General features: G+C 42.7%; 21 protein-coding genes. 9 read left to right on the plus strand and 12 right to left on the minus strand.

Annotated features, from left to right (window positions below; all coding sequences use genetic code 11):
- Nucleotides 1-118 precede the first annotated feature (118 nt).
- Both aroQ and ACFQ1M_RS05400 read left to right on the plus strand, forming a co-directional pair.
- On the plus strand, nt 119-535 hold the full coding sequence (aroQ, locus tag ACFQ1M_RS05395; protein ID WP_386405004.1) for a type II 3-dehydroquinate dehydratase: 417 nt from the start codon (nt 119-121) through the stop codon (nt 533-535).
- A 31-nt stretch (nt 536-566) separates the two neighbouring features.
- Complete coding sequence (locus tag ACFQ1M_RS05400; protein ID WP_386405007.1) at nt 567-1,130, plus strand: outer membrane beta-barrel protein; 564 nt, start codon at nt 567-569, stop codon at nt 1,128-1,130.
- A 76-nt stretch (nt 1,131-1,206) separates the two neighbouring features.
- Here the strand turns inward: ACFQ1M_RS05400 and lpdA are convergent, their stop codons facing one another.
- From lpdA to ACFQ1M_RS05430, 6 genes are all read right to left on the minus strand, one after another.
- Nucleotides 1,207-2,598, minus strand: a complete 1,392-nt coding sequence (lpdA, locus tag ACFQ1M_RS05405; protein WP_386405010.1) for a dihydrolipoyl dehydrogenase — start codon at nt 2,596-2,598, stop codon at nt 1,207-1,209.
- Nucleotides 2,599-2,867: 269 nt separating this feature from the next.
- Entirely contained in the window at nt 2,868-3,437 is a 570-nt protein-coding gene (locus ACFQ1M_RS05410) for a DUF1572 domain-containing protein (RefSeq protein ID WP_386405013.1), read from the minus strand.
- Nucleotides 3,437-4,453, minus strand: a complete 1,017-nt coding sequence (locus tag ACFQ1M_RS05415; RefSeq protein WP_386405016.1) for a YncE family protein — start codon at nt 4,451-4,453, stop codon at nt 3,437-3,439. The genes ACFQ1M_RS05410 and ACFQ1M_RS05415 overlap by 1 nt, the downstream gene beginning before the upstream one ends.
- A gap of 11 nt (nt 4,454-4,464) precedes the next feature.
- Complete coding sequence (gene msrB / locus ACFQ1M_RS05420; protein WP_386405018.1) at nt 4,465-4,869, minus strand: peptide-methionine (R)-S-oxide reductase MsrB; 405 nt, start codon at nt 4,867-4,869, stop codon at nt 4,465-4,467.
- A complete protein-coding gene (gene msrB / locus ACFQ1M_RS05425; protein WP_386405021.1) occupies nt 4,856-5,365 on the minus strand; it encodes a peptide-methionine (R)-S-oxide reductase MsrB in 510 nt (169 codons plus the stop codon). Before msrB (ACFQ1M_RS05425) ends, msrB (ACFQ1M_RS05420) begins: the two co-directional genes overlap by 14 nt.
- 15 nt (nt 5,366-5,380) lie before the next feature.
- Nucleotides 5,381-6,250: an alpha/beta hydrolase gene (locus ACFQ1M_RS05430; RefSeq protein ID WP_386405024.1), complete on the minus strand. Its 870-nt coding sequence runs from the start codon at nt 6,248-6,250 to the stop codon at nt 5,381-5,383.
- 193 nt (nt 6,251-6,443) lie between these two features.
- On the opposite strand from ACFQ1M_RS05430, the gene ACFQ1M_RS05435 reads away from it, so the two are divergent.
- The 3 genes from ACFQ1M_RS05435 (at nt 6,444) to glgB (ending at nt 12,004) form a co-directional block, all read left to right on the plus strand.
- A complete protein-coding gene (locus ACFQ1M_RS05435; protein ID WP_386405027.1) occupies nt 6,444-8,384 on the plus strand; it encodes an alpha-1,4-glucan--maltose-1-phosphate maltosyltransferase in 1,941 nt (646 codons plus the stop codon).
- A gap of 1 nt (nt 8,385) precedes the next feature.
- Nucleotides 8,386-10,026, plus strand: a complete 1,641-nt coding sequence (locus ACFQ1M_RS05440) for a trehalose synthase (RefSeq protein ID WP_386405029.1) — start codon at nt 8,386-8,388, stop codon at nt 10,024-10,026.
- Between the two features lie 70 nt (nt 10,027-10,096).
- Nucleotides 10,097-12,004 (plus strand): 1,4-alpha-glucan branching protein GlgB, encoded by a 1,908-nt coding sequence (gene glgB / locus ACFQ1M_RS05445; RefSeq protein WP_386405032.1) that lies wholly within the window; start codon nt 10,097-10,099, stop codon nt 12,002-12,004.
- A 16-nt stretch (nt 12,005-12,020) separates the two neighbouring features.
- Here the strand turns inward: glgB and ACFQ1M_RS05450 are convergent, their stop codons facing one another.
- Nucleotides 12,021-12,806, minus strand: a complete 786-nt coding sequence (locus tag ACFQ1M_RS05450; protein ID WP_386405035.1) for a class I SAM-dependent methyltransferase — start codon at nt 12,804-12,806, stop codon at nt 12,021-12,023.
- The gene (locus tag ACFQ1M_RS05455; RefSeq protein ID WP_386405038.1) at nt 12,807-13,241 is read right to left on the minus strand and encodes a DUF1801 domain-containing protein; all 435 of its coding nucleotides are present in this window, start codon (nt 13,239-13,241) and stop codon (nt 12,807-12,809) included.
- Nucleotides 13,242-13,436: 195 nt separating this feature from the next.
- On the opposite strand from ACFQ1M_RS05455, the gene ACFQ1M_RS05460 reads away from it, so the two are divergent.
- From ACFQ1M_RS05460 to ACFQ1M_RS05475, 4 genes are all read left to right on the plus strand, one after another.
- Nucleotides 13,437-15,836, plus strand: a complete 2,400-nt coding sequence (locus tag ACFQ1M_RS05460) for a glycoside hydrolase family 31 protein (protein WP_386405041.1) — start codon at nt 13,437-13,439, stop codon at nt 15,834-15,836.
- Nucleotides 15,837-15,882: 46 nt separating this feature from the next.
- Complete coding sequence (locus ACFQ1M_RS05465) at nt 15,883-16,707, plus strand: M48 family metallopeptidase (RefSeq protein WP_386405044.1); 825 nt, start codon at nt 15,883-15,885, stop codon at nt 16,705-16,707.
- 61 nt (nt 16,708-16,768) lie between these two features.
- Nucleotides 16,769-18,082, plus strand: a complete 1,314-nt coding sequence (locus ACFQ1M_RS05470; RefSeq protein WP_386405047.1) for an MFS transporter — start codon at nt 16,769-16,771, stop codon at nt 18,080-18,082.
- 33 nt (nt 18,083-18,115) lie between these two features.
- Nucleotides 18,116-19,084: a DUF6252 family protein gene (locus ACFQ1M_RS05475; RefSeq protein ID WP_386405050.1), complete on the plus strand. Its 969-nt coding sequence runs from the start codon at nt 18,116-18,118 to the stop codon at nt 19,082-19,084.
- A 79-nt stretch (nt 19,085-19,163) separates the two neighbouring features.
- Here the strand turns inward: ACFQ1M_RS05475 and ACFQ1M_RS05480 are convergent, their stop codons facing one another.
- The 4 genes from ACFQ1M_RS05480 to ACFQ1M_RS05495 are packed head-to-tail and all read right to left on the minus strand — an operon-like array spanning nt 19,164 to nt 22,160.
- The gene (locus tag ACFQ1M_RS05480) at nt 19,164-19,946 is read right to left on the minus strand and encodes a head GIN domain-containing protein (protein WP_386405053.1); all 783 of its coding nucleotides are present in this window, start codon (nt 19,944-19,946) and stop codon (nt 19,164-19,166) included.
- 27 nt (nt 19,947-19,973) lie between these two features.
- Nucleotides 19,974-21,062 carry a hypothetical protein gene (locus ACFQ1M_RS05485; RefSeq protein WP_386405056.1) on the minus strand — a complete coding sequence of 363 codons (1,089 nt, stop codon included), beginning with the start codon at nt 21,060-21,062 and terminating at the stop codon, nt 19,974-19,976.
- Nucleotides 21,043-21,603, minus strand: a complete 561-nt coding sequence (locus tag ACFQ1M_RS05490) for a hypothetical protein (protein WP_386405059.1) — start codon at nt 21,601-21,603, stop codon at nt 21,043-21,045. Before ACFQ1M_RS05490 ends, ACFQ1M_RS05485 begins: the two co-directional genes overlap by 20 nt.
- Nucleotides 21,600-22,160, minus strand: a complete 561-nt coding sequence (locus ACFQ1M_RS05495; RefSeq protein WP_386405062.1) for an RNA polymerase sigma factor — start codon at nt 22,158-22,160, stop codon at nt 21,600-21,602. The genes ACFQ1M_RS05490 and ACFQ1M_RS05495 overlap by 4 nt, the downstream gene beginning before the upstream one ends.
- Between the last annotated feature and the right edge of the window lie 200 nt (nt 22,161-22,360).

Genomic DNA, 22,360 nt, shown 5'->3' on the forward strand with positions numbered 1-22,360 from the left:
TTTTCCTATTTTTACTTAAAAATCATCAATGAAATGAGCCATATACAGTATTCAATTAATTGAATATGTGAAAAGGCGAATTACATCTGACCTAATTAAGACGATAAAAAACGTACAGATGAAACTGATCATCATCAATGGCCCTAATCTAAATCTTCTCGGTAAAAGAGAACCCGAAGTCTATGGAAAGGAGACCTTCGAAGATTTCTTTAGGAAACTGCAGTTCAAGTTCCAAAAGGTTGAACTCGAGTATTTTCAATCCAATATCGAAGGGGAACTCATAGACAAAATCCAAGAAGTCGGCTTCTCTTATGATGGTATTATCCTTAATGCTGCCTCTTACACGCATACCAGCGTGGGATTGGGAGACGCAGTGAAAGCAGTGACCACTCCTGTGGTAGAGATCCATATTTCTAATGTCGCGGCCCGGGAACCTTTTAGGCATAGCTCTTATATTTCCAATGGCGCTAAAGGTGTCATCTTTGGTTTTGGACTGAAAGGCTATGAGCTGGCCATTCAGAGTTTTTTTGAATGATCTTTTATATCCACCTAATATTTATTCAATTATGAAAAAGAGAATAGCACTCTTACTGATCCTTATTTCGTCCATAACCATCGCATGGGCCCAATCGACAACCTTTGGTGTAAATGCGGGATTGTACAATGTCACGGCCACAGCAAAGCTGGAGGCACAGGATGCCCCTAGAAGCTCGGAATCCGATGCGGGATTCTATCTAGGAATTCTCGCCGATATTTCCTTGTCAGACAAGGTGCATGTGCAACCGGCTGTGAACTATGCGAATACTAGTGGAGATGGTTGGGTTCAACTACCGATCATGTTCAAATACTATGCAGCGCCAAAGTTTTATCTGCAAGCTGGACCTCAAGGAACCTTTAGCCTCGAGGACGGCGGAGGAATTGTAAATACCTTTGGATTGGATCTGGGCTTCGGACTTGGATTTGATATCGACAAGCATTTCTTTATCGAAGCGCGCTACGCACTTGAGTTAACGGATCGAACTCCAGATGCCATTGCTGCCTCGTCATTTGGATTCGACCCTTCATTAGGTAGTTTCGATATAAGAACGAAACTGAATACACTTCAGTTTGGATTAGGATATAGATTCTAAAAGATATGATCTACAACTATTAAAAAAGCTGCAACTTTTTCAAAGTTGCAGCTTTTTATATTCCGGCTAGTATTCTTTATAAATGGATCACTTCATCATAGGCATCGGCAACAGCCTCCATCACTGCTTCACTCATGGTTGGGTGAGGATGAACCGCCTTCAGCACTTCGTGACCTGTAGTCTCTAACTTACGCGCCACGACAGCTTCTGCGATCATATCGGTGACACCGGTGCCGATCATGTGGCAACCAAGCCATTCGCCGTATTTGGCATCGAAGATGACCTTCACAAATCCGTCCGAATTTCCACTCGCCTTCGCTTTCCCAGATGCAGAGAATGGAAACTTTCCGACTTTAATGTCAAAGCCCTTCTCTTTTGCTTGCGCTTCGGTAAGACCTACAGAGGCGACTTCGGGATAGCAATAGGTACATCCTGGAATGTTTCCGTAATCCAACGCCTCTACATGCATGCCAGCGATCTTTTCTACACATAGGATACCCTCGGCAGAGGCCACATGCGCAAGCGCTTGGCCAGGAGTGACATCGCCAATGGCATAATATCCAGGAATATTGGTCTGATAGTAATCGTTGACTAAGATCTTATCCCTGTCGGTAGCGATGCCAACCTCTTCCAATCCGATATTCTCGATATTCGATTTGATACCGACCGCTGATAGGACAATATCGGCCTCAAGTACCTCTTCGCCTTTTTTGGTCTTCACAGTAGCTTTCACACCTTTTCCAGAAGTATCTACCGAGGTAACTTCGGCAGAGGTCATGATCTTGATACCACTTTTCTTAAAGCTGCGTTCCAATTGTTTGGAGACGTCAGCATCTTCAACAGGAACGATGTTTGGCATGAATTCGACAACGGTCACCTCAGTGCCCATCGAATTGTAGAAATAGGCAAACTCAACACCGATGGCGCCAGAACCCACAACGATCATTTTCTTGGGTTGCTTGGACAACGTCATGGCTTCGCGATAGCCGATGACCTTTTCGCCATCTTGTGGCAAGCTCGGCAGTTCTCTACTGCGTGCACCGGTCGCAATGATGATATGGTCGGCACTATATTCAGTCAACTTTCCATCGGTATCCTTTACGTCTATTTTTTTTCCTGCTTTGAGTTTTCCAAAACCTTCTAGAACATCTATTTTGTTCTTCTTCATCAAGAACTGTACACCCTTGCTCATTCCATCAGCAACATTACGACTGCGCTTTACTACGGCATCGAAGTCCTTGTCAAAGCCATCCACTTTAAGGCCATAGTCTTCAGCATGCTTTAAGTATTCAAATACCTGTGCGGATTTTAACAATGCCTTGGTTGGGATACACCCCCAATTTAGACAAACACCTCCTAGGCTTTCCTTTTCTACTACGGCGGTCTTAAATCCCAGTTGAGACGCACGTATCGCTGTAACGTATCCTCCAGGACCGCTTCCTAACACGATCACATCGTATTTACTCATATTCTATTGAATTTAATTGTCTGAATTTGAAAGCACGAATTTACGCAATTCTCAACGAATGTCATTTTTGTTTTGACACAATTTTGGGGGTCTGTTGTGAACCGAACCGTTTGGCGCCTCTCATACGTACTTAAACTGGGCTCGGTACGATATTCGGTACGGGGCAAGTGCCATTTTTCATGATCGTCACACCGAGCGCAGCCGAGGTGCCATTGAAAAGGATTTTCACTGCCAAAACATACGTATTCACACGGAATGTTGGGAATGCTCTAATTCGGAGGTAGGTACTCGTCCGTGAAATGGCCTCGTTGCTTTTCTTTATTGAACTTTTCCTTATTGTAGGTTGCAGATTCGCCCTTTGGTATCGACAATGACTCCCAATCTTTTCCTTTAAGCATCTTTCCTAAAAAAACGATCTGCCCGATGTGAAAAGGGTAGTGCGCCAATTGACGATTGATCGCCTCTTGTACCGTGTGCCCTTGATTTCGGATATAAACGATTCGCATCTCGTCTCCGGCATTCAACGGTTCTATAGCATCAAAGAGGCATTGCCAGCCTTTTTTCCATGCCTGAAGCAGCTCTTTCTTGTCTTTGTAGGAATCTTCAAATTCTTGATCTCTATGTCGCCATTCCTTTTCGCCATCTTCGGTAAGAAAGTTGGTCCAGCGACTTAGCATATTGCCAACGATATGCTTCACAATGATGGCAACACTGTTGCTTTCTTCATTGTATTGCCAGTGAATATCCTCTTCAGAAAGGCGTTCTATCGTCTTATCGCCCAAAAGTTTGTAATAGTGGAATTGCTTTAAAACACTTTCAAGATAATTGGATGCTGCCATCAAAATTTAGTATTAGAAAATCCAAGTCCGTCAGGCTCCTTTCCAGCGGTAAGTCTGCCAGTGATGCCCATTTTGTTCAGGTCGATCACCGTGATGATGTCTGCGTTAGTATTTGCCACAAAGACATGCTGATTATTTGGGTGGACCAAGATGCCTACAGGTACCGGACTCTTGTCAAAATCTTGGAAAAGACGAGAGGCTTCTTTCTCCTCAACCGTAATATCCATGGCGATGGTCTTTACCAAAGATCGTGTTTTGGCATCGAATACATTGATATCACCGCTTTGTGCGTTCGAAACCAAAATATACTTTCCATCACTGGTTGCTTTGGCACGAATGGGAAATTTCTCTGAAACTAAAGTCTTCGTTGTTTCCAAAGTAGATACATCGATGATGACGATATTGTTGGCGCCTCGGTTAGTGACCCAAACCTCATTGCCATCTGCAGAAAGTGCGATGCCTTCGGCTCCATTGCCAGTTTTTATCACTTTTTCAAGAACATCATTCTTTAGGTCAATTACCGAAACACTTCCCGATCGGATATTGGCCACAAATGCGCGTTTTACTTTCGGCGCATAGCTTACCATGTGGCTGGTCTCTTGTTCGGTGTCGATGGCTTTCTCCGTTTTACCAGAATCGATATTTACTTGAATCAACTTTTTACTGTCTTCACAGGTCACCAAAACGCGGTCTTTATCAATAAATTCTATGCCGTGCGGTGCTTTGTATTCAAGTGAAATAGTCTTCACCACCTTTTTGCTCGGAATGTCGATGACAGTTAACGAGTGTCCTGGCCACGCTTTTCGGCCATAATTGGTAACTACAGCGGTATTACCATCTTCGGAGATGGCAACCTCATGCGGCCCATCACCAGTTGGTAGCGTCGCCTTACTTTCCTTGGTTGCTATATCGATGAGATCTACAGTATCATCGGACTTATTCAATACGATCAGTGTGCCATCTTGCGCACCTCCGAACATGGGAATCAGAAACAATAAGAGCAGTAGATTTTTCATTTAAGTATTGGTTATTGGTCATTGTCAAAAATAATGCTGGCAGAATTTACGCAATAGCGTTGTCCAGTTTCAGTTGGGCCATCGTTAAATACATGCCCGAGATGTCCCCCGCAGTTAGCACAAAGGATTTCCGTTCTGATCATGCCATGGGAAGTATCCCTCACATATTCTACAGTTCCTTCTATGGCATCATCAAAACTGGGCCAACCGCAACCACTTTCAAATTTGTGATCACTTTCAAATAGTTGTGTGCCACATCCTTTACAGCTATATGATCCTTTTTCAAAATGGAGGTTATATTTTCCAGTATGTGGATATTCGGTTCCTTTGTTTCTAAGAATATTGTATTCTTTCTCGGAGAGCTGTGCTCGCCACTCCTCATCGGTCTTTTGAACGGGATACTTATTGTTTTTCATCTCCTTCTGGAATAAAGTTTAGCGCAATCCCATTGATGCAATGTCTTTTTCCTGTTGTTTCTCTGGGCCCGTCATCAAACATATGCCCAAGATGGCCGCCACAGGTATTGCATTTCAACTCGGTTCGTGCATATCCGATCTTATAGTCCACATCAAATTCGATATTACCTTCTACGGCACGATCAAATGAAGGCCATCCTGTTCCCGAATCGAACTTGTGTTCTGATTCGTAAAGCGGTGTGCCACAACCTGCACAGACGTAGGTGCCTTCTTTTTTGTTCTCGTTTAGTTCACTCGTGAAAGGTCGCTCTGTCCCTGCCTTTCTAAGTACATAAAATTCTTTGGAAGTGAGCTCTTTTTTCCATTCTTCCTCGGTTTTCATCACCGCATATTCCTTTTGTTCTTTTTTTCCGGCTTCATCCTCAGGAGCTTTTTGCGCATTACCTTTACAACTCAATAATGAGGCTGCTACAAATAGTAGCATTAACTTTTTCATCTGTTTCATTTTTTTCTAGCTTTCTATAAAGTTAGCGATTTTCTCAATGACTTCTTTATCACCTAGGATCCTCTTGTGTCCAAGACCATCGGTAATGAGCAAGTGGCCATTGCTTAAGCTTTGACGAATATGATGAGCCGCACTTACAGGTACATCCAGATCGTCGTTTGCATGTGCGACCAACACCGGAATATGTACATCTTTCGCCGCTAGAGAAGCGGAGTAATCGTCCATGCACTCATTGAAGGTGCGCTCAAACTTAGCGATCATTCTATCTCCAATATCTTTTTTGAGACCGAGTTTTTGCACGAAATCGTACATGATATGACTTACGATGTCACCACTACCAATGGTTACAAGCTTTTTTATATGTAGTCCTCGTTTCACGGCATTGAGTAATGACATGCCTCCCAAAGAATGTCCAATAGCAGCTTCAAACGGACCATGTTGTTCTTCCAAGAACATGATCGATTTGATAAATTCGTTCATGTCCGTTGTCTTATCGCCCGTTTTGCCGTGAGCTGGTGCGTCAAAACTAACGGTGGTATAACCCAGTTTTATGAAGTGGTCGGCAATCTTCACCAATTGGGTTCCTCGGCCACTCCACCCATGAGCCAGAAGTATCCTCTTTTTACCATTTCCGTAGGTGTAAACCCTAATTTCCTTTCTGATTTCTGGTACATGGAGGACCTGTTGCTCGCTGTTGGCATCCATGATCAATTCGCGATCAGGGATTTTGAATTTGATGGGCGAACGAAAAAGACGCGCTGCAAAATTGGTCGCTAGCGTTGGGGAAATGAATCGAAGGAACTTCGCGGTAAAAATAATGGGTTGAGGAACGTCTATGGACTGTTGGTAGCCAAATTTTGTCGGTTTTTTGGGCATAGGTATCATTTGGTATGGCAAGTTAATAATTTATCTACATTCCAAAGACTCTCCGATACATCAGGCAAAGATCCTTTTCACTTGATTCATATCTTTTTTAGATGATGGGAGAGCGATTTTGTCCTTAACTTTTCTATTGCTCGTATGGACAGTAATTTTTTTATACTTTTATGTGTTACTAATCCGCCAAAAGATGCAAGATCAGAAAAGAGTCGTTATAGAGTCCATCACTCCGCAATTGAACTGCGGAGTTCATTTTATAAAAAGGGTCGTAGGAGAAACAGTGAACATCACTGCAAATGTGTTTTCCGATGGTCACGATGTGGTGGCGTGCTCTATATTGTTCAAACATGAAAATGCCAAAAAGTGGAATGAGGTGAGAATGACCCCGATCGGGAATGATAAGTGGGGTGCGACCTTTGTTGTAGAAAAGCAAGGTTATTATACGTACAAGGTAAAGGGTTGGGTGGATGATGCCCTAAATTGGCAACATGGTATCGGTCGAAAGATCGAAGATGGTCAGTATGTCATTTCAGAATTGCTAGAAGGCATAGAATACATCAAGGCGATCACAAAGAAGGTCTCGAAAAAGGAAAAGGAATATCTTCAACAGTTGATCTCATGGTTTGCGGACGAGCATGATTACGAAAAGGCGATCAAAGAAGCTAGGTCCGATAAGCTTCACCATATTTTTATAAAATATCCAAAGAAATTCTTGGCGAATGAATCCAAAGAGCTTAAGATTTACGTCGATCGGGTAAAGGCTAGATTCAGTACTTGGTATGAATTCTTCCCTCGCTCTGCATCAGAAGTTGAGGGTAAGCACGGAACATTCAAGGACTGTGAAAGACTATTGCCGCGGGTAGCAAAAATGGGATTCGATGTGCTCTATCTTCCGCCAGTTCATCCCATTGGCGAAATAAATAGAAAAGGAAAGAATAATGCAACGAAGGCCGAAAGCGACGATGTTGGATCTCCTTGGGGGATAGGGTCCAAACTAGGAGGTCATAGCGACATCCATCCAGAACTGGGCACAGTCGAAGACTTTAAGTCTTTAGTGAATAAAGCCAAAGAGCTGGACATCGAAATAGCGATGGATTATGCCCTGCAGGCAGCACCAGATCATCCTTGGGTGAAAGAACATCCAGAATGGTTCAAATGGCGTCCGGATGGCACGGTTCAATATGCAGAGAATCCGCCGAAGAAATATCAAGACATCTTACCGATCTATTGGGAGAGCAAGGATTGGAAAAGTCTTTGGAAGGAATGTCTGGATACCATGCTCTTTTGGGTCGAGGATTGTGGAATCCGAATTTTTCGTGTAGATAATCCCCATACAAAACCCTATTTTTTTTGGGGATGGATCATTGCAGAGGTAAAGAAGAAATATCCAGACGTGCTCTTTCTGTCGGAAGCATTTACGCGTCCAGCTGTAATGCATCAGTTGGCAAAGCAAGGATTCACCCAGTCATATACCTATTTTACCTGGCGTAACTCTAAACAGGAGTTGATCGACTATGTGGAAGAGCTGACAAAAACGGAACAGAAAGAGTTCTTTCGACCTAACTTTTGGCCAAACACTCCCGATATCAATCCTTGGGCATTACAAGGTGGTAATGAGGCCGTACACCTTTATAAGTATTTTTTGGCTGCTACCTTGAGTTCCAATACAGGAGTTTATGGCCCCGTCTTTGAACATATGATCAGTGAGGCCGTACCAGGAAAAGAAGAATATTGGGATTCTGAGAAATATCAAATAAGACATTGGGACTGGGAAAAAGAAAATAAGTTGACCACCATTATTTCCAAGATCAATCATTGCAGACATCAGCGAGCTTCTTTGCAACAGACCAATAACATTCAGTTTTTGAACGTTGAGAATGACCAGCTTTTAGCTTATTACAAATACGATAGTGACAAAACCGATGAGACGCTTATGGTCGTCAATTTGGACCCTTACTACGCGCAGCAAGGTTGGGTGCAATTACCCCTTGCGGCCTTGGGCATTTACGAAGGGCATCAGTTACAAGTAGAGGACCAGATCACTGGAAGTAGCTATCTTTGGAATAAAGAATGGTGTTACGTAGAATTACACCCATCATTGCCGTTCCATTTGTTCAAAATAACCAAATAGTATGACCGAGAAACCAACCAACCAGATCAGCCCTAGCAAGTCTAAGCTTTACGAGTTTGACGTGCCATGGGAAGCATTGATGGACGACAAGGATTTTACAGAGGCCTTTTTGTCCGATGTGCTTGAAGATTATATCGTCGAACAACGTTGGTATGGAGGCAAAGCCAGTACGATCAAATATATAGAACTGGCCGAATATTTTAAGATACAGCAACATGGAGAGGTGTATTATGGGCTGCTTTTGGAAATTAATTTTACCGAAGCTTTCTATCAGCATTACTTTCTTCCGATAGCGTTTGTGTCCGACGAGAAATTTGCTAAAAAAGACCGTATTCTTCCAATAAAGATCAAAGGAGTAGAAGGATTTATTATAGATGCAGTAAATCTTGAGGCCTTTAGGAAATTGGTCTTTGAAAGAATCATTCATGCAGAGCCAAACGACATTACTCGAGTCCGATATCATAAGGGCGCTCAATTTGATGAGACGGCATACCACTCCTCACGTCTTATGGGTTTGGAACAGAGCAATACTTCCATCATTATCAACGACCGATACGTGATCAAATTCTTTAGAAGGATCTACGCTGATCGTAATCCGGATTACGAGATGAGCAGATTCCTATCTGACAAGAAGGGATTTAAGAATACGCCCGCCTACATGGGCAGTATCAATATCATAGGTACGGACGATGTGATCATCACGATCGCCTTGATGCAGGAACTTGTTTCTAACCAAGGGGATGCTTGGGAATATATGTTACGAGAATTGAACAAGGTATTTGCCAATCTCGAGTATAAAGGAATCAACATTGATAAACTGCCTAGCGCAGCAATGTTTGAGCGATTGCAAATCCGTGATGTTCCTCCAGAGATCATCGATTGGGCAGGTCTCAACGTCTTCATGAAATTACAAAAACTAGCGCAGCGCACTGCCGAGATGCATGTGGCATTGGGGTCCGAATTTGAGGATACCGCCTTTGAACCACAGCATTTTAACAGTGATTATACGGTGTGGTTGAAGAACAGGCTGCTCTACCAATTTCAAAATAGATTGAATACGGTAGAGAACAATCTCCATAAATTGGAAGGCTCGGCATTGCAACTGGCACAGCAATTCTTAGAGCAAAAGAATACCATTAGAAGAAGGTTGCTTTCCTTTGATTGGACAAAATTAAAAGGCGAGCGAATTCGTGTCCATGGCGATTATCATCTAGGACAGATCTTGGTAAAAGATGATGATTTTTATATTCTGGATTTTGAAGGAGAGCCCGAAAGTACCATCAGAGATCGAAAGGTAAAACAGCCACCATTAAAGGATGTTGCGGGCTTATTCAGATCGTTTCACTATGCCATTTACGCGACGATCTTCAATAATGCCGAGAAGTATCCGTACTCAAAAGAAAACCTCTTTAAGGCCGGTGAGATCTTATATCGCTATTTTATCGGGGTGTTCTTAGATACCTATACCAACATTATTCAAGATCATAATCTAAATATTGGCTATAATCAAGAGCGTGTCTTTATGCTGAAGTATTCCATGCTGGAGAAAGCGGTGTACGAACTTGGCTACGAAATGAATGCTCGTCCAAAATGGGCGGTAATTCCGCTGGAGGGTATCGCAAGTATCATGAAAGATTACTAACCATAATTTATAGTCATTCTAGCATAGGCTGGAATAGATTTTCACAACAAACTAATATCAACTAAAACTAATGAACAACGTTATCCCACATAGTCTTTTTACGGATTTTGACATTGATCTTTTTAAAGCTGGCAAACACTTTCGCCTCTACGAGAAGATGGGTTCTCATCTCATCGAAGTAAATGATGAAAAAGGCGTGTACTTCGCCGTTTGGGCACCATCGGCCAAGGCGGTGTCTGTGATTGGTGATTTTAATTATTGGGTCGAAGGACAACATCCGTTGAACGTGCGTTGGGATGGCTCTGGTATCTGGGAAGGATTCATCCCAGGCATTCAGCAAGGCGAGAAATACAAATACAAGATACATTCGCACCATAATGATATTAAGACCGAAAAGGCAGACCCCTTCGCGTTGAGTTGTGAACACCCGCCAAATACTGCTTCTATCGTTCGGAAGCTCGACTATAAATGGAAGGATAAGAAATGGATGGGGTACCGCAAGGACAAAAATGCCCTGGATCGGCCATTCTCTGTCTATGAAGTACATTTAGGCTCTTGGATGTTCAACGCCGAGGAGAATCGTCCGCTGACCTATGTGGAATTGGCAGATGCCTTGGTGAATTACGTCAGGGAAATGAACTTTACACACGTAGAATTCATGCCTATTATGGAATATCCTTACGATCCATCTTGGGGATATCAGCTGACAGGATATTTTGCACCGACCTCACGCTTTGGAAAACCTGAAGATCTTATGTTGTTGGTCGATAAGTTGCATCAAAATGACATTGGGGTGATCTTGGATTGGGTACCATCGCATTTCCCAGAAGACGCACATGGATTGGGATTCTTTGATGGCTCAAATCTGTACGAACATCCAGATAGACGCAGGGGATATCATCCCGATTGGAAAAGTTTGATATTCAATTATGGGCGCAACGAGGTCCGCGCCTTTCTGATCAGCAATGCCGTTTTTTGGTTGGATAGATATCATGCCGACGGATTACGGGTCGATGCCGTTGCTTCGATGCTATATTTGGATTATTCTCGTGAAGATGGCGAGTGGGAGCCTAATGAGTTCGGCGGACGTGAGAATTTGGAGGCCATCTCTTTTTTGCGGGAACTCAACGAGGAAGTGTACCAAAATTTTGAGGGAGTGCAGACCATTGCCGAGGAATCCACAGCCTTTCCAATGGTGTCCAAACCCGTTTATATCGGAGGATTGGGCTTCGGCATGAAATGGATGATGGGTTGGATGCATGATACGCTGGAATATTTCAAAAAAGAACCCATTTACCGGAAGCATCATCAAAACGACATTACCTTTAGTTTGACTTACACTTTCACCGAGAACTTTATGTTGCCGTTAAGTCATGATGAGGTGGTATATGGCAAGCGATCTATCTTTGGTCGAATGCCTGGGGACGAATGGCAACGCTTTGCCAATTTGCGATTGCTTTATGGCTATATGTTTACACATCCCGGAACGAATCTACTTTTTATGGGAGGTGAGTTCGGGCAAAGTGAAGAATGGAATTTTCAGCAAAGTCTGGATTGGCATTTGTTGCAATATGATTATCACAAAGGGATCAAAGCCCTTGTCACCGATCTCAATACGCTCTACAAATCAGAACCAGCCCTATACGAAAAGCAATTCTCTTCTGAAGGTTTTCAATGGATCGATTATGGCGATGCAGAGAATTCTGTACTCTCCTACATCCGAAAGGGACATGACATAGAGAATGACCTCATTGTCTTGTGCAATATGACCCCAATCCCAAGAGAACAATATAGAATAGGAATTCCATCCAAAGGAAAACTCAAAGAGATCTTTAACTCTGACGATAAAAAGTATGGGGGGAGCGGTATGCTTCATGTAAAGCCGATCAAAGCAGAGGCGACGCCTTGGCATGGTAGAGATTTTTCTACTGAGGTGAACCTGCCTCCCTTGGGGGTAGTAGTATTCAAGCGAAACTGAAAAGTTCGATAATTACTTACTTGAGTTGTCCTATGATGAATAAATAATCTCCCAGATCATTTTCGTAGGACCTCATGATAGTGTCAATATTACCACTTTCGATATCCGCCTGCAATCTCAAAAGGCCTTGCGATACTTCCTGAGAATTGGCCAGAGACGAGAAGGAAGAAATACCATTTCTTGTCTCCTTCTGCAAATAGAGTTTGGGGTCTTGTTTACCACAATAGAGGAATTGATCTTCGAGGTCTGGTCTCACAAAATATTTTTCGGTATCGATTATCTCAAGTCCCGCCTCTACCATTGCCGTTATTGTTTTCTCAAGTGTTGGCATTTGGGCAATAGAGTCGCTCAGCATTTTTGGGAAGTAATGACGTAGCCAATATCCTTGCATCTGTTTGGGTGTCGACGTGAAGATGACGATGCGACCATGCCTCTTCAGAATACGGCTCAGTTCACAAAAGGCTTTATTGAGATTTTTCCAATGATGGGTGGTCAATGTTGCAATGATGCCATCGACACTGTTGTCATGTAGCTTGGTCTTTTCAGCAGATGCTAGGCGCCAATCGATATTTGCATTTTTTGACCTTGCCTTTTGAAGCATCTTTTCTGAGGGATCGATGCCAATAAAATGCACTCCCTTTTCGAATAGGGCATTGGAGTAATTTCCTGTTCCGCAGCCAATGTCGAGATACGATCCTTTTTCTTTAGGATCTAGATGATGATATAAGCGCTCGCTAAGATAATGATCCGCTTTGCGGGTGCGGTTATAACCAATTCCTATTTTATCATATTTAATAGCCATTCAAGAATATCTTTGCGAAGCCCCTAACAAGGGTAGATGCTTTAACTTGTGATACAACAGTGCCATAGTGATGCAATGCCTTAATTCCTTCTCAGGGATCTTAGCGTTGAGTTCAAATAGCAATGCGCGATCCCCTTCAAATCTAAAAACATCGCTGTAGAGTTCTTTGAAGGTAGGGACTAGTTTCGAAGTGCACTTAAAATAGATGGCATAATGCTCGGGGTCCTTCTCTTTCCAATCGATCCGTATGGTGCTACCATTTTTTGCAAGGTAACTTGGTTCTCCCCATTTTAGCGTTTCTTCGAGTGGGTCAGTTGCATCGATGTTCGCTGCGGTATCTAGGATCAACGCTCTCAGAAAAAGTAATTTTTTCTTTACAGGATTGGGATATTGTTCAAAAACCATTCGGACCCGTTCGTCGGTTATTTGTTCCATTCGGTAAAGCTATTCAACGAAGTTAGCATATTTTGAGGAAATTAAATGTTGTTCAAGTCAGGTTAACAGATTCCTTTATGCTAATTCTGAACGAAACCGTTTTCGTTGATTTTCTATAATAAATCAAGGCCTTAAACCTTTGAGTTCTGATCTAAAAATACTTCCTTTGGTTTGCTTAAATGAAAAGGAATACCGATGATAACTAACACCGAACTGGAACAGAAGGGTAATGTTTTTCCCAATAATATAGTTTCGCATCAAAGAGATGCGGACACCTTCACCTTTACAACGGCCAACAATGTGCTGCTACAGGTCAAAGTAATTCGCGATAGTGTTTTGCGATTTCGATATGCCACTGAAGGTAATTTTGAACCTGATTTTTCATATGCGATCGATGACCAGGCCTCCACGGGCTATAATCACTTGGAGTTTGAAGAAAACACCTATGCCTTTGTGATCAAAACAGCCAAATTGGTCTGCCATATCGCTAAGGTCAATCTGAAGAAGACCATTTATGATGTCGATGGGGCACTCATATGTGACGAGGAGAGTGGTTTTCACTGGGAGTACGACTACGAAAGCGGAGGGAACATTGTAAAAATGTCAAAGATCGCCCAAAAGGCCGAGAGCTATTATGGATTGGGAGATAAGCCTATGCACTTCAACCTAAAAGGCAAAAGAGTACAGAATTGGGCAACCGACCAATATGCGTTCGGAAAGGACCAAGACCCCTTGTATAAGTCAGTGCCTTTTTATACCGCTTTACACGATAATATTTCTTATGGGATATTTTTTGACAATACGTTCAGGACCTATTTTGATTTCTGTCAAGAACGAAGAAATGTCACCAGTTTCTGGGCAGAAGGCGGGGAGATGAACTATTATTTCATCTACGGACCAAATATGGAGCAGGTGGTCACCAGTTATACCGATCTTACCGGAAAGCCAGAGCTACCACCATTATGGACCTTGGGATACCACCAATGCAAATGGAGTTATTATCCTGAAAGCAAAGTAAAGGAGGTCACGGATAAATTTCGAGAACTTAAGATTCCTTGCGATGCCATTTATTTGGATATCGACTATATGGAAGGTTTTCGCTGTTTTACTTGGAACAAGGAATATTTCCCTGACCCAAAGCGTATGGTCGATGAACTTAAAGAAGATGGATTCAAAACAGTGGTGATCATCGATCCGGGGATCAAGATCGATAAGGACTATGACATCTATCAACAGGCGATTGAAAACGATTATTTCTGTAAGCGAGCAGACGGCCCTTTGATGCGTGGAAAGGTTTGGCCAGGGGAATGTAATTTTCCAGATTTCACCAATCCCGAAGTACGCGAATGGTGGGCAGGATTGTACAAAGAGCTGATCAGCGATATCGGTGTAAAAGGGGTTTGGAACGATATGAATGAACCCGCCGTGATGGAAGTTCCCACAAAGACATTTCCGCTGGATGTAAGGCACGACTATGACGGCCATCCATGCAGCCATCGGAAGGCACATAATGTCTATGGTACACAGATGGCCCGTGCCACCTATGAAGGCATCAAGCGGTTCGCTTATCCCAAACGTCCTTTTGTGATCACTCGTTCCGCATATTCTGGGGCTCAGCGCTACACTTCGTCGTGGACAGGAGATAATGTGGCAACGTGGGAGCATTTGTGGATCGCTAATATTCAGGTGCAACGAATGTGTCTATCGGGAATGTCCTTTACAGGCACAGACATTGGTGGTTTTGCCGAGCAGCCAACAGGTGAGTTGTATGCGCGCTACATTCAACTGGGGGTATTTCATCCATTTTGTAGAACGCATTCTTCCGGAGATCATGGCGAACAAGAACCTTGGTCCTTTAGCGACGAGGTCACCGACATCGCTCGTAATTTTATCGAACTACGATATGAGTTGCTTCCGTATTTATATACCATGTTCAAAGAATATGTAGATGAGGGAGTGCCCATGTTAAAAGCTTTGGTCTATTATGATCAAGAAGACCCCCAAACACATTATCGTACCGACGAATTTATCTTTGGTCACCATTTTCTGGTATGCCCAGTATTGGAGCCAAATGCTCAAGGAAGACGTATGTATATCCCTAGAGGAAAATGGTATAACTATTGGAATGACGAGATCATCGATGGCGGAAAGGAGCATTGGGTCGTGGCCGATCTAGACAAGATTCCGCTGTTCGTAAAAGAGGGTGCCATAGTACCAAAGTATCCTGTACAGCAGTATGTAGGTGAAAAAGAGATAGAAGAGCTTACCTTGGAGGTATATTATAAACATGGGAAAGAGCAATCGATGGTCTATGAAGATGCCCAGGATGGCTACGATTATAAGAAAGGCCGATACAGCTTACGCAAATTTAAGCTCACTGGGAAAAGCAATGAGCTGATCATTCAACAGCATAAAGAAGGTAAATTCATCACCTCTTATGAAAATTTCAAAATAAAACTTCATGGCCTACCGTTTAAGGTAAAAACCATAGAGTTCGACAATGAGGAGATTCCCTTTGAAAAAGTGAAGTTAAACGGCGATAATACACTGCTCATCGATAAGAATTTTACCGAACTCCACTTTATCGGGGAATAAATGCAGTTTTCGTAACTTTACGATAGTGATTTTAAAAACCCAAAAAATGAAAAAATTACCAATAATCCTAAGTATTATTTTTTTAATGCTTTCGTGCAAGACAAATCCGTTCACAGGAAAGAAAACCTTGGCCTTGGTGCCAAATTCTCAATTATTTCCAACGGCTTTCGCACAGTATGATCAGTTCTTGAGTGAGAATAAGGTGATCGAGGATACGAAGGATGCAAAAATGATAACTACAGTAGGTCAGCGCATCTCCACCGCTGCCGAAAGATGGTTGAATGCCAATGGTTATCAAGGATATCTAAAGGATTATAAGTGGGAGTATAATCTCATTGATTCCGAAACTGTAAACGCTTGGTGTATGCCAGGAGGAAAGATCGTATTCTATACGGGTATCTTACCAATTGCAGAGAATGAGACTGGTGTAGCGGCTATTATGGGCCACGAGGTTGCACACGCCTTGGCAAATCATGGGCAACAACGAATGAGTGCTGGGATGTTGCAACAGGTCGGTGCTGTGGCAGGTAATATCGCAATTAAAGACGAAAGAGACCGGGCGTTGTTCAATCAGGCGTATGGTGTTGGTTCTGCAGTAGGAGTGATGTTGCCCTTTAGCCGAAGCCATGAAACCGAAGCAGACAGGATCGGTTTACAGATCATGGCGATCGCTGGTTACAATCCAGAAGAGGCAGCGCGACTATGGCAGCGCATGAAAGCCAAAAGTGGGGGACAGGCACCACCAGAGTTTCTTAGCACACACCCGTCCAACGATACTAGAATCAATAATCTAAAGGCATGGGCACCAGCAGCCAAAGAAGAAGCGAGAAAATTTGGAGTCACCTCCTTTAAGCCGATAAATAAAATTTAGAGAAAAAATAAAGTCCTATATTCGAGGTCGTGCTTTTTGCACGACCTTTTTTTGATAAAATATGCGTACAACAACGATAGTAAAAGGCGATAAGAAGACCATAAACGCTTGGATATTTTATGATTGGGCCAATTCTGTGTATCCTCTGGTGATAACCACGGCAATTTTTCCAATATACTATGAAGGTGCAACCGAAGCCATCGGTGGCAAGATCGAAGTATTTGGTTATGAGTTCATCAACACCGAGTTGATCAACTATGTTGGGGCGCTTAGTTTTTTAATAGTAAGTATCGTATCACCGTTCCTTTCAGGAATTGCAGATTATGCCGGGCACAAAAAGACCTTCCTAAAATTTTTCTGTTATTTAGGGGCACTCTCGTGTATCGGCCTCTATTTTTTCGATGTGGAGCATCCAATTTTTGGATTGACCTGCTATTTGTTTGCCAGTGTCGGATTTTGGGGAAGTTTGGTATTCTATAATTCATACCTACCCGAAATTGCCGAACCTGCGGAGCACGATGCCATCAGTGCCAAAGGATTCTCCATGGGCTATATTGGAAGCGTCATTCTTTTGCTCATCTCCTTGGCTATCACACTTGGTCATGAAAGTTTAGGACTGGCCGAAGGAGAAGCCGCCAAAATGTCGTTTATCCTCACAGGAATATGGTGGATCGGTTTTAGCCAGATCACCTATAGACGTCTTCCCAATGTGAAAACAGGAGTGAAGGTCAAAGGAAAATTACTATTGAATGGCTATAGAGAGCTTTACAAAACCTTTAAGGGACTCGAACACACCAAACGCCTAAAGCGCTATTTGCGGGCTTTCTTTGTGTACAGTATGGGCGTTCAAACAGTAATGCTTGCTGCGGTATACTTCGCAGCCAAGGAAGTTGCCTGGGCAGAAGGAGAGAAAACCCAAGGACTCATTGTTAGCATGTTGTTGATTCAATTTTTGGGGGTCGCCGGAGCACAACTGTTGGCCAAAGTCTCTGGCAAAATTGGAAACCTGAATGCTTTGAAGATCGTTGTAGGATTTTGGGCAGCCCTCTGTGTAGTGGGTTATTTTGTAGAAACACCGCTACAATTCTATATCATTGCAGCTTTTGTTGGATTGGTCATGGGTGCCATACAAGCATTATCGAGATCGACCTATTCAAAATTTCTTCCACCAAATACTCAAGATACCGCATCATATTTTAGCTTTTATGACGTTTCAGAAAAGATAGGATTGATCATCGGGCTGTTCGTTTTTGGTTATATTGAAGGAATTACGGGTAGCATTCGATCCTCGATCCTCGCTTTGATCGTATTCTTTATAATAGGCTTTCTTTTACTAATGATGGTGCCTAAAGAAGAAAGCGTTGTTGATAATTGATGTATATTTACCAACTTTTTTAAAATTTTTCTTATGAGCTTAGCCCCAAAAATAATCGTTCGCCTTTCGATGGTTTTTCTATTGATATTCGCAATGCATTCTTGTACCGAGGAGATCAATGAAGATGTTCTTGGCAGTGGAGAATTCTTGGGCGGGGATCCCGACGGAGGTGGTGATCCCGATGGTGGGAATGATGACCCTTTTTTTAGAATGGATTTTGATGGAGCTACTTTTACATCGGACAATACCACTGCCAGCGTTGTCGGAGGATTGGTGAACATCACAGGTGCCCGCGGTACCAATGGAGAATCGGTATCGCTGAGTTTCTATGCCAACGGGACTGGAACTTACCAGTTTGGAATTTCGATCGATGGACTTCCAAATAATGCCACATATAGGGCAAGTTCGAGTGCCACGCCACTTTCAGCGACCACCGATGGCGGCACACCGCAAGGTCAAGTGGTGATAACGGAGTTGGATACACAAAGCAATGTGATCTCTGGGACCTTCAATTTCACAGGAAATGATGGAGCTGGAGGGTCCAAAGAATTCACGGATGGAGAATTTAGTAAGATAGCCTTTGTGACCACCTTAGGGGGCAATGGTGGACAGGATGCGTTCTTTGCTCGGATCGATGGTGTTGAGTTTGTGGAAGAATCATTTGGCGGCAATGTCTCTGGTACTGCGGGTAGTGAAGTACTGACAATGACCGCAACCAGGAATACCGATCAGAATATTGTTATTTCGATGCCGGCGGATATCGCCGTGGGCACCCAAACTATGGTAAATGCCGCTTCGTCTAGTGATGATGTGGTGGGGACCTATTCTTTGGGAGGACTCGACATCAACACATCGAATCCAGGCACCTTGCTTATCACATTTCATGACATCGAGGCAAAACATATCGTAGGTACCTTTAGCTTTACAGCGCAACCCCAACTGATGGACAGCACTGGGCCATATACGGTATCTGACGGAAGCTTCGACCTCGTTTATCAATAAACAAAAGATGATTCAATATTAAAAAATAAAGCCCCTTCATCGAAGGGGCTTTTTATTGGCTGGTTGTTTGGTTTTGTCTTTAATTGCTAGAGATGTCTCCAGAACCGACCGCCTTGGTATCTTGTTTTTCTGGATTACCTCGGTATGAAATATCCCCTGATCCAACTACTCGAGCTTTAATGGCTTCGCTACAATAGACATTTACGTCTCCAGACCCCGAAACGGAAACCTCTGCAGTTTTTGATTTAAGACCATAGGCATCGATATCACCCGATCCTGCCAAGCTAATATCCACGCTATTGGCTGTTCCGCTCAACTCGATATCACCCGATCCTGCGAGATTCGCCTTAACTTCGTTAGCATCAACTTCGAGTGAAACATCACCGGATCCAGAGAGGCTTGTTTTAAAATTATCTGCTTTTATTCTGGATTTTCCAACAACATCACCGCTACCAGCAAGCGAGACCATGCTGATGTCTTTGAATGGAACGGTGATCAGTAGGACAGTATTTCTAGAAGGTTGAATGTTGATTCCCTTCTCGGTCTTTATTTTCAGCTTGTCTCCATCCACTTCTGTGACGATGTACTCCAGTAAGTTCTCTTCCCCTTTTAGGGTGAGTTTCCCTTCATTTCCAGCTACCAATTCGACATCGAAAGAACCCGCTACGGCCACTTTATCGTAACTGCCTACGTTTCGCGTTTCTGTGACGACCTTGCCATTTCCCTTTATCTTTTTTCCACCCCACCATTGTGCGTTGGCTGCTGATATCGTCAAAAGACCGATAAATAGTGTTGAAAACGCCTTGTTCACTAGGCTTCTTCTGTTGATACGTAATTCTAGATTTCTGCTCAAAAAGTTCATTGTTTGATATTTTAGTTATTGATCGATTTAATTTTTATTTAGAGTGATGCTGCCATAATCGGCCGTTATGGTCATCCTATTCCCACTATTTTCCCTGCCATGATATCCTGTATAATATTTGTCCGAACCATCTACTCTTTTGATTTTGAACTGCAGGTCATCTTTACCCTTAAAACCGGCATAGTCTAAGCGAACTTCAAAATCGAAATAATAGTCGGTAGCGTATCCGATCCTGATCCCTGTGTAATCTGAGCGGATATCGACATTGCCAGCATCTGAGGCCATCTCTTCGATCTTGATCGACCCATAATCTGAAGAAATGTCTACATTACCGTGCACCTTCCCGATTCTGGTGGTAATATAATCTCCAGAGCCCTTTAGATTGTCGATCTCGTCGATAGTGATATTGCCATAGTCACAAGAGTAGGTGAGGCTTTTTGCTTGTCCGATCTTCGAATTGGTATAGTCGGCACTGATCACCAAATTTTCTGCTTTTTCCAGGGTAAACCCAGAGTAATCAGCATTGATCTTTCCATTTTTCATGTATGAGATGGATGAACCCGATGTATAATCAAATGAAAGTTTGTTGTCATTTGCCAATAACTCTCCAATATCGATCTTCCCATAATCACAACTAATGTCTGCACGTCCTTGAAGTCTATCCAAGCTGATACTTCCATAATCGTTATTCAAGTCTACATTATTGGTAATGGGTACCTTCACTGTATAATTGATCTCCATATGTACACTGTTGCTATCGCTCCATTTCCACCACGAACTCTTCTTGTTCTTGTTAAAGATGGTTTTGGCATAGACCATTTGACTGCTACCTTCAAATTGTACATCTATCTCATCAAGTTTCTTTTGAACCTTCTCCTCGTTATTTCCATTGGTCTTTACATGTACTTCGATCACTACTTTGTTCTGATCCCAGGAGGTCAGGTAGAGATTCCCATAACTGTTGTTCAACTTCAACAGGGCATCTGCATTCACATTGAATTCTTTTTTGATCTTTTTCTCTTTCGTATATTTTCCTTTCCATTTGTCGTGATTGGCCATCATCATCGATGGGATCATCAAAAGGATGCAAACCGTTCTATATAATATTGTCTTCATTGCTATTATTTTTAAATTGTTTCACTGCTTCAATACGTTGCAGTACGTTTTCCAAGAGTGTTATTCTATTTTGGAAGTTGGTGATCATCGCATGCACCAAGCGCTTATCATCCCCGTTTTCCAATAATTCCTGTTTCAATATTTCATAATCCACTTCAAGTTTATTCAGTTGGTCAAGTGCGTCCGCTATGATCTCTCTGTTATCATCATTCTCTTCGAGTTTTACCTTCTTCAATTCGGTCTCGATCAAGGACGAGAAGAAGAATTGCGTTTCCTGAAGTTGGGGTGAGATATCGGCCAATTCATTGGTTGGCTGCAACACTGATTTTCCGATGAAGAAGCCAAGCACAAGTGCAAAGGATGCCGCGATCGCCAGTGGTTTCCACCAGTTAAAGCTTTGCTTGTTAGAAACTACGCTGGACTCATGGCCAGCATGCAGCTTTTCCAAAAACCTTTGCTGATGTCCAATTCTAGGCTCGGCAGTGTCGAACTGCCCATCCAATCGCTCAAAAAGCGTTTCTATATGGTCGTTTTGTTTCATATTGGTACTTCGATTAACTTTTTTCTTAAACTCTCCTTAGCGCGAGAGATCATCGTGCGGCAATTCGCATAGCTTATTCCCATGATCTCCCCAATCTCCTCGTAATCATAACCCTCGATCAAAAAGAGGGTCAAAGAAACTCTGTAATTGTCTTTTAGAGTTTTCATGGTCTGCAAAACTTTCTGAGCCTGTACGTTTTCTAACTCATGATTGTCCGAAGCAATTCCGTCGTTATCTTCGACCCTGTACATTACGGTATCCAAAGGAATTTCTTCGATACGTCGCTTCTTTTTGTAATGATAGATACTGTTGTTTATTACTATACGCTTCATCCAGGCTCCAAATGTCACTCCACCTCTAAAAGTGTCAAGTTTCGTAAACGCGTTTAAAAACGACTCTTGCATCACATCTTCGGCTTCCATGGGATCTTTTACAATGCGCACTGCAGTGTTGTACATGGCCTTGTAATAGCGATTGTAAAGTTCCATTTGTGCTTTGGTCTCACCTCTTTTGCACGCCTGTAATAATTGCTCAGTATGTATCGTTGGTTGGCTCAAAAAATCTTGCAATTTGTAGTAAAGATGAAGTTACAGATTCTTTGTTACACTTTTTCCAAAAAAATGATGTTTCAGATTTTAGAATATACATTCGTTTGTTATTCTGACGCAACCAAGAGTCCATAGAGATACTATTACGGTTGGTGTTTTTGTTCCGAAATAAAATGCACTGACCAAGATGTTGCTATTGTGTGCTGTCC

Origin of the sequence: Sungkyunkwania multivorans (assembly GCF_042675645.1) — a bacterium.
In the GTDB taxonomy this organism is placed as follows: Bacteria; Bacteroidota; Bacteroidia; order Flavobacteriales; family Flavobacteriaceae; genus Sungkyunkwania; species Sungkyunkwania multivorans.

Excerpts from the sequence above, each read along its gene's own strand:
- ACFQ1M_RS05435 (WP_386405027.1), top strand. The coding sequence starts at position 6,444 with ATGCAAGATCAGAAAAGAGTCGTTATAGAGTCCATCACTCCGCAATTG.
- ACFQ1M_RS05440 (WP_386405029.1), top strand. The coding sequence starts at position 8,386 with ATGACCGAGAAACCAACCAACCAGATCAGCCCTAGCAAGTCTAAGCTT.
- ACFQ1M_RS05485 (WP_386405056.1), bottom strand. The coding sequence starts at position 21,062 with ATGAAGACAATATTATATAGAACGGTTTGCATCCTTTTGATGATCCCA.
- ACFQ1M_RS05455 (WP_386405038.1), bottom strand. The coding sequence starts at position 13,241 with ATGGAACAAATAACCGACGAACGGGTCCGAATGGTTTTTGAACAATAT.
- ACFQ1M_RS05490 (WP_386405059.1), bottom strand. The coding sequence starts at position 21,603 with ATGAAACAAAACGACCATATAGAAACGCTTTTTGAGCGATTGGATGGG.
- ACFQ1M_RS05465 (WP_386405044.1), top strand. The coding sequence starts at position 15,883 with ATGAAAAAATTACCAATAATCCTAAGTATTATTTTTTTAATGCTTTCG.
- ACFQ1M_RS05460 (WP_386405041.1), top strand. The coding sequence starts at position 13,437 with ATGATAACTAACACCGAACTGGAACAGAAGGGTAATGTTTTTCCCAAT.
- ACFQ1M_RS05480 (WP_386405053.1), bottom strand. The coding sequence starts at position 19,946 with ATGAACTTTTTGAGCAGAAATCTAGAATTACGTATCAACAGAAGAAGC.
- ACFQ1M_RS05450 (WP_386405035.1), bottom strand. The coding sequence starts at position 12,806 with ATGGCTATTAAATATGATAAAATAGGAATTGGTTATAACCGCACCCGC.
- ACFQ1M_RS05470 (WP_386405047.1), top strand. The coding sequence starts at position 16,769 with ATGCGTACAACAACGATAGTAAAAGGCGATAAGAAGACCATAAACGCT.
- ACFQ1M_RS05410 (WP_386405013.1), bottom strand. The coding sequence starts at position 3,437 with ATGGCAGCATCCAATTATCTTGAAAGTGTTTTAAAGCAATTCCACTAT.
- glgB (WP_386405032.1), top strand. The coding sequence starts at position 10,097 with ATGAACAACGTTATCCCACATAGTCTTTTTACGGATTTTGACATTGAT.
- ACFQ1M_RS05415 (WP_386405016.1), bottom strand. The coding sequence starts at position 4,453 with ATGAAAAATCTACTGCTCTTATTGTTTCTGATTCCCATGTTCGGAGGT.
- msrB (WP_386405018.1), bottom strand. The coding sequence starts at position 4,869 with ATGAAAAACAATAAGTATCCCGTTCAAAAGACCGATGAGGAGTGGCGA.
- ACFQ1M_RS05475 (WP_386405050.1), top strand. The coding sequence starts at position 18,116 with ATGAGCTTAGCCCCAAAAATAATCGTTCGCCTTTCGATGGTTTTTCTA.
- ACFQ1M_RS05400 (WP_386405007.1), top strand. The coding sequence starts at position 567 with ATGAAAAAGAGAATAGCACTCTTACTGATCCTTATTTCGTCCATAACC.
- msrB (WP_386405021.1), bottom strand. The coding sequence starts at position 5,365 with ATGAAAAAGTTAATGCTACTATTTGTAGCAGCCTCATTATTGAGTTGT.
- lpdA (WP_386405010.1), bottom strand. The coding sequence starts at position 2,598 with ATGAGTAAATACGATGTGATCGTGTTAGGAAGCGGTCCTGGAGGATAC.
- ACFQ1M_RS05430 (WP_386405024.1), bottom strand. The coding sequence starts at position 6,250 with ATGCCCAAAAAACCGACAAAATTTGGCTACCAACAGTCCATAGACGTT.
- aroQ (WP_386405004.1), top strand. The coding sequence starts at position 119 with ATGAAACTGATCATCATCAATGGCCCTAATCTAAATCTTCTCGGTAAA.